The 6,025-nt window shown below is 70.0% G+C and carries 5 protein-coding genes and 1 pseudogene; all 6 read left to right on the plus strand.

The features are described from left to right. Positions 1-1,213, plus strand: a pseudogene (locus x551_RS17390) (homoserine dehydrogenase); the annotation flags it as partial. A 49-nt stretch (positions 1,214-1,262) separates the two neighbouring features. Then, entirely contained in the window at positions 1,263-2,675 is a 1,413-nt protein-coding gene (gene thrC, locus x551_RS17395) for a threonine synthase (protein WP_036231703.1), read from the plus strand. A gap of 13 nt (positions 2,676-2,688) precedes the next feature. Beyond that, positions 2,689-3,312, plus strand: a complete 624-nt coding sequence (gene mobB, locus x551_RS17400; RefSeq protein ID WP_036231705.1) for a molybdopterin-guanine dinucleotide biosynthesis protein B — start codon at positions 2,689-2,691, stop codon at positions 3,310-3,312. Next, complete coding sequence (glp, locus tag x551_RS17405) at positions 3,254-4,468, plus strand: gephyrin-like molybdotransferase Glp (RefSeq protein ID WP_173402820.1); 1,215 nt, start codon at positions 3,254-3,256, stop codon at positions 4,466-4,468. Before mobB ends, glp begins: the two co-directional genes overlap by 59 nt. Positions 4,469-4,478: 10 nt before the next feature. Beyond that, positions 4,479-4,733, plus strand: a complete 255-nt coding sequence (locus x551_RS17410; RefSeq protein WP_036231707.1) for a MoaD/ThiS family protein — start codon at positions 4,479-4,481, stop codon at positions 4,731-4,733. Between the two features lie 192 nt (positions 4,734-4,925). Next, positions 4,926-6,025, plus strand: a 1,100-nt coding sequence (locus tag x551_RS17415) for a PqqD family peptide modification chaperone (protein WP_343252153.1), incomplete at its 3' end; no start/stop codon positions are given.

Below are 6,025 nucleotides of genomic sequence, written 5' to 3' on the forward strand. Positions count from 1 at the left end.
GCGGCATCGAGGTCGCCGCGGTCGCCGCGCGCGACGTGGCCAAGGCGCGCGCCACGCTCGGCAGCGAGGTGGTGCTGACCGACGACTTCGACGCCCTGGTGCGCCGGCCCGACATCGACGTGGTCGTCGAGGTGATCGGCGGCACGACACGGGCCCGCGAGCTGGTGCTGGCCGCCATCACCGCCGGGAAGCCGGTGGTCACCGCCAACAAGGCGCTGCTGGCGGTACACGGCACCGAGATCTTCGCGGCGGCGCGCGAGCGCGGTGTGGCGGTCGGCTTCGAGGCGGCAGTGGCCGGCGGCATCCCGATCATCAAGGCGCTGCGCGAGGGCCTGACCGCGAACCGCATCAACTGGATCGCCGGCATCATCAACGGCACCACCAACTTCATCCTGTCGGAGATGCGCTCCAAGGGGCTGGACTTCGGCACCGTGCTGAAGGAAGCCCAGCGCCTGGCTACGCCGAGACCGACCCGACCTTCGACATCGAGGGCATCGACGCCGCACACAAGGCGACGATCATGAGTGCGATCGCCTTCGGCACGCCGGTGCAGTTCGAGCACGCCTACATCGAAGGCATCACCAAGCTGCAGGCGGCCGACATCCGCTACGCCGAACAGCTGGGCTACCGCATCAAGCTGCTGGGCATCACCAAGCGCCGCGAAGATGCGCAGGGCATCGAGCTGCGCGTGCACCCGACGCTGATCCCGGGCACGCGCCTGATCGCCAATGTGGAGGGTGCGATGAATGCCGTGGTGGTGCAGGGCGACGCGGTCGGCTCCACGCTCTACTACGGCAAGGGCGCCGGCGCCGAGCCGACGGCCTCGGCCGTGGTCGCCGACCTGGTCGACGTGACCCGGCTCATCACCGCCGACCCCGATCACCGTGTACCGCACCTGGCCTTCCATCCCGATGCGGTGGCGGCCACGCCCATCCTGCCGATCGAGCAGGTCGTCACCGCCTTCTACCTGCGCCTGCAGGTCGCCGACAAGGCGGGTGTCCTGGCCAACATCACCCGCATCCTGGCCGACCACGCGATCTCGATCGACGCCGTGCTGCAGCGCGAGTCGGCCGAGGGCGAGAGCCAGACCGACCTGATCATCCTGACCCACGACACGCTCGAAGGGAAGATGAACGCGGCGCTGGCGCAGATGCAGGCGCTGCCGACCGTGCTGGCGCCCATCGTGCGCATCCGCAAGGAAGAACTGTCCTGATGCCCCACCCCCGTTGCGGCATGCTGGTTGTTGTGAGTCCGAATCGTCCATGAACTACCTCAGCACCCGCGGCGACTCCACGCCGCGCGGCTTCTCCGACATCCTGCTCGAAGGCCTGGCGCCGGATGGGGGTCTCTACCTGCCGGAGCGCTATCCGCGCGTCGATGCGGCCACGCTGGCGCGCTGGCGCGGCCTGTCCTACGCCGACCTCGCGTTCGAGATCCTGTCGCTCTACATCACCGACATTCCGGCCGACGACCTGCGCACGCTGATCCGCAAGACCTACACGCGCGAGGTCTTCGGTACGACCGAGATCACCCCGCTGAAGCCGCTGGAGCCTGGCGTCGCGCTGCAGGCCCTGTCGAACGGACCGACGCTCGCGTTCAAGGACATGGCCATGCAGCTGCTGGGCCAGCTGTTCGAGTACGAGCTGGCGCGCCGCGGCGAAACGCTCAACATCCTGGGCGCGACCTCCGGCGACACCGGCAGCGCGGCCGAGTACGCGATGCGTGGCAAGCAGGGCGTGCGCGTCTTCATGCTCAGTCCGCACGGCCGCATGAGCCCGTTCCAGCAGGCGCAGATGTTCAGCCTGCCCGACGCGAACATCCACAACCTCGCGGTCGAGGGCGTGTTCGACGACTGCCAGGACATCGTCAAGGCCGTGTCCAACGACCTGGAGTTCAAGCGCCGCTGGCGCATCGGCACCGTCAACTCCATCAACTGGGCGAGGCTGCTGGCGCAGGTGGTGTATTACTTCGCCGGTTATTTCCAGGCCACGAAGTCGAACGACGAGCGGGTGAGCTTCTCGGTGCCGTCGGGCAACTTCGGCAACGTGTGCGCCGGCCATGTGGCGCGCATGATGGGCCTGCCGATCGAGCAGCTGGTGGTCGCCACCAACGAGAACGACGTGCTCGACGAGTTCTTCCGCACCGGCAGCTACCGCGTGCGCGGCGCGGCCGACACGCATGAGACTTCGAGTCCCTCGATGGACATCTCCAAGGCCAGCAACTTCGAGCGCTTCGTGTTCGACCTGCTGGGTCGCGATGCGGCACGCACGCGCCAGCTGTTCGGTGACGACATCGCACGGCACGGCGGCTTCACGCTGACGCCCGCCGAGTTTGCGCGGGTGCGCGAGTTCGGCTTCGTGTCCGGCAAGAGCACGCACGCCGACCGCGTGGCGACCATCCGCGACACTCAGCAGCGTTTCGGCGTGACCATCGACCCGCACACCGCCGACGGCCTGAAGGTGGGCCGTGCGTACGTGAAGCCCGGCACACCGCTGCTGGTGCTGGAGACCGCGCTGCCGATCAAGTTCGCCGCCACCATCCTCGAGGCGCTCGGCCACGAGCCGCCCCGGTCGGCCGGGCTCGAGGGGCTCGAGCAGCTCCCCAGGCGCTTCAAGGTCATGCCGGCCAGCTCGGCGACGGTGCAGGCCTACATCGTCGAGAATTGCTCGACATGAGGGTTGTCGCCGGATGAAGGTCGTCGGTTTCTGCGGGTACTCGGGCTCGGGCAAGACCACGCTGGTCGAGCAGCTCGTGGCGCGCCTGCGCCTCGCCGGGCACCGCGTCTCCGTCGTCAAGCACGCCCACCACGACTTCGATATCGACCAGCCCGGCAAGGACTCGCACCGTCACCGCGCCGCCGGTGCCTACGAGGTGGTGATCGCATCGAACCGGCGCCTCGCGAAGATCCGCGAATACGACATCGAGGCCGATCCGAACCCGCACCAGCTGATCGCCGAACTGTCCGACGCCGACTGGGTGCTGGTCGAGGGCTTCAAGCACGCCGACCTGCTGAAGATCGAGATCTGGCGTGCCGAGACCGGGCAACGGGTGCAGTACCCGCATGATCCCTTCGTGGTCGCGATCGCGACCGACAGCCCCGCGGCCCTGCCGTCCCCGACGCAGCTGCCGGTGCTCGACCTGAACGATGCCGACGCGGTAACGGCTTTCCTGATCCGCCAAGCCGCACGCCACGATTACCGGTCCCCCTATGACGACGCCGACAACGAAGCCGCCTATGTCGCCCCCTCGGCCGATGTTGAGCCTGACCGACGCGCTGGCGCGGCTGCTCGCCGGCACGACGGCACTGGCTGAGACCGAGACGGTCTCCACCTTCGAGGCCCTCGGTCGCGTGCTCGCGGTCGATGTGGTCTCGCAGCTCGACGTGCCGCCGCATGACAACAGCTCGATGGATGGTTACGCCCTGCGTACGGCCGATGTGCCCCAGCCCGGCACGCTGCTGACCGTCAGCCAGCGCATCGCGGCGGGGCAGGTCGGCGCGGTGCTGGCACCCGGCACGGCCGCGCGCATCTTCACCGGGGCGCCGGTGCCGGAAGGCGCCGATGCGATCGTGATGCAGGAGCAGTGCGAGCCGGTTGGTGGTGGCAGCGTGCGCGTCCAGATCCGACCGACCGCGGGCCAGTGGGTGCGCCGCCGCGGCGAGGACGTTTGTGCCGGCAGCGTTGTGCTGGCGCGCGGCAGCCGTCTCACGCCTCAGGCTCTCGGACTGGCGGCCTCGGTGGGCGCGGCGACGCTGAGCGTGGTGCGCCGGCCGCGCGTCGCGCTGTTCTCGACCGGCGACGAACTGGTGATGCCCGGCGAGCCGCTGAAGCCCGGTGCCATCTACAACTCCAACCGCTACACGTTGCGGGCGCTGCTGCAGTCGGCCGGCTGCGAGGTCAGCGATCTCGGCATCGTGCCGGATCGGCTCGATGCCACCCGTGAGGCGCTGCGCCGGGCCGCCGAGGGCCATGACCTGATCCTCACGTCCGGCGGGGTGTCGGTCGGCGAGGAAGACCACCTGAAGCCGGCCGTCGAGGCCGAAGGCCGGCTCGACCTGTGGCAGATCGCCATCAAGCCGGGCAAACCGCTGGCCTTCGGCGAGGTGCGCACGAGCGGAGCCGACCGGCCGGCGCTCTTCATCGGCCTGCCCGGCAACCCGGTGTCCAGCTTCGTGACCTTCCTGCTCGCGGTGCGCCCGGTGCTGCAGGCCCTGCAGGGTCTGCCAGGTGCGGAGCCGGCCGGCTGGCCGGTCCGTGCGGACTTCGACTGGCCACGGCCGGATGCCCGGCGCGAGTTCCTGCGGGCCCGGCGCAATGCCGATGGTGGACTCGAGCTGTTCGGCAACCAGAGTTCGGGGGTGCTGACCTCGGCGGTCTGGGCCGAAGGCCTGATCGACAACCCGCCGGGTCGGGCCATCGCGCGGGGCGACATCGTTCGCTTCCTGCCGTTTGCGGCGCTGCTGGCATGAAAGGCCGCGCATGAAGGTGCAGGTGCGCTACTTCGCCTCGGTCCGCGAGGCGCTGGGTCCCGGCGAAACGGTCGAGCTTCCCACGGGCACGCGCCTGTCCGGGCTGCGGGACCAACTCATCGCAAGGGGCGGGCGTCATGCCGAGGCACTGGGCCGCGGTCGTGCCCTGCGCATGGCGCTGGACCAGGCAATGGTCGACGATGAGGCCATGACGGTGCATGAAGGCGCCGAAGTGGCCTTTTTCCCGCCGGTCACGGGCGGCTGAGCCGCGCGCCGCCCTGCGGCGTGGCCTTCGAGGGATGGCGGGGCGTTCAGGATGCGCTGATCCTGCGCGCAGTCACCGGGTATACGCTTTGCAACCAGAACGCAGGGAACTGCGGTCTATGCTGCAGACTCTGCCACTCAGCCGTACATGATTCCCATCTCACGCCCTTCCGACCCCGCGAGTCCCCCCGCGGTGAGCGCCCGTCCGACGGTCGTGGAGCCCCAGCGGCTCCCGTCCGGTTCGGCCGTGGGCAGCTTCGTGCTGCAGAAGCTCCAGGTGCGCGACGAATTCGGCCTGCGTTACCTGGCCACTGCCAGTGCGTCGGGCGGCGAAGTCACGATCGAGGAGTTCGCGCCGGCCGGTATCTCGCTGCGCGACACGACCGGGCTGCTGCGGCCCCGTTCGCCGGCCCATGCGGCCTTGTGGGAGGAGGGCCTGCAGGCCTTCCTGCAGGAGTCGGAACTGCTCGCCAAGCCCCTGCATCCCGCGCTGATGCGCATCGGCGCGGTGTGGCAGATGCGCGGCACCGCCTACCGGCTGTGGCCGCGCGTCGAAGGGCGCACGCTCGCCGAGGTCTGCGCCGCGATGACCGAAGCGCCGAGCGAGGACTGGCTGCGTCGGATGATCGGGCCGGTGCTCGATGCACTGGAGAGCCTGCACGAGGCCGGATGGGTGCACGGCAATGTCCGACCCGGGCAGATCCTGGTGCAGCCAGATGGCACGCCGATGCTGCTGGACACCGCTGCGGTCCGGACGACGATCGGTGCGCGCCTGCCGCAGCACCCCGCCTGGCCGGAGCCCGGCTTCCGGCCCCCCGAGCTGGCCGAGCCGCCGAGCGAGCACGCGCCGGGACCCTGGTCCGATCTGTACTCGCTGGCCGCCGTGGTGCAGTTCTGCATGAACGCGCCGCGACTGGGCGATGGTGCCGCCACGCAAGCTGGCAGCGCACCGGCAGTGGGGCGCTATGCGCACGGCTTCGTGTCGGTGCTCGAACGTTCGCTGGCCGCCGACCCGCGTGAGCGGCCGCAGTCGGTAGCGGCCTTCCGTCGCCAACTGCAGGCGGCAGGTGGCGGCGTGGCCGCTGCGGCACGCGAGCCGGTGGTCGCGCCGGAGCGTCGGGGGTTGGCGCTGTCGGACATCCCGGTACTGAAGACGCCGTTCCCGGAACGCGAGGTGCTGTGGTCGGTGTCGGGGCCGGCGGAGCTCGGTCGCGACAGCCGGCCGCAGCCGCTGCCCAGCCTGCGCTCCGACCCCATGCTGCACGGCGCCCCGCGGTCGGCCCGACCCGCACC

The sequence above is a fragment of the Methylibium sp. T29 genome (genome assembly GCF_000576205.1).
Classification (GTDB): Bacteria; Pseudomonadota; Gammaproteobacteria; order Burkholderiales; family Burkholderiaceae_C; genus Methylibium; species Methylibium petroleiphilum.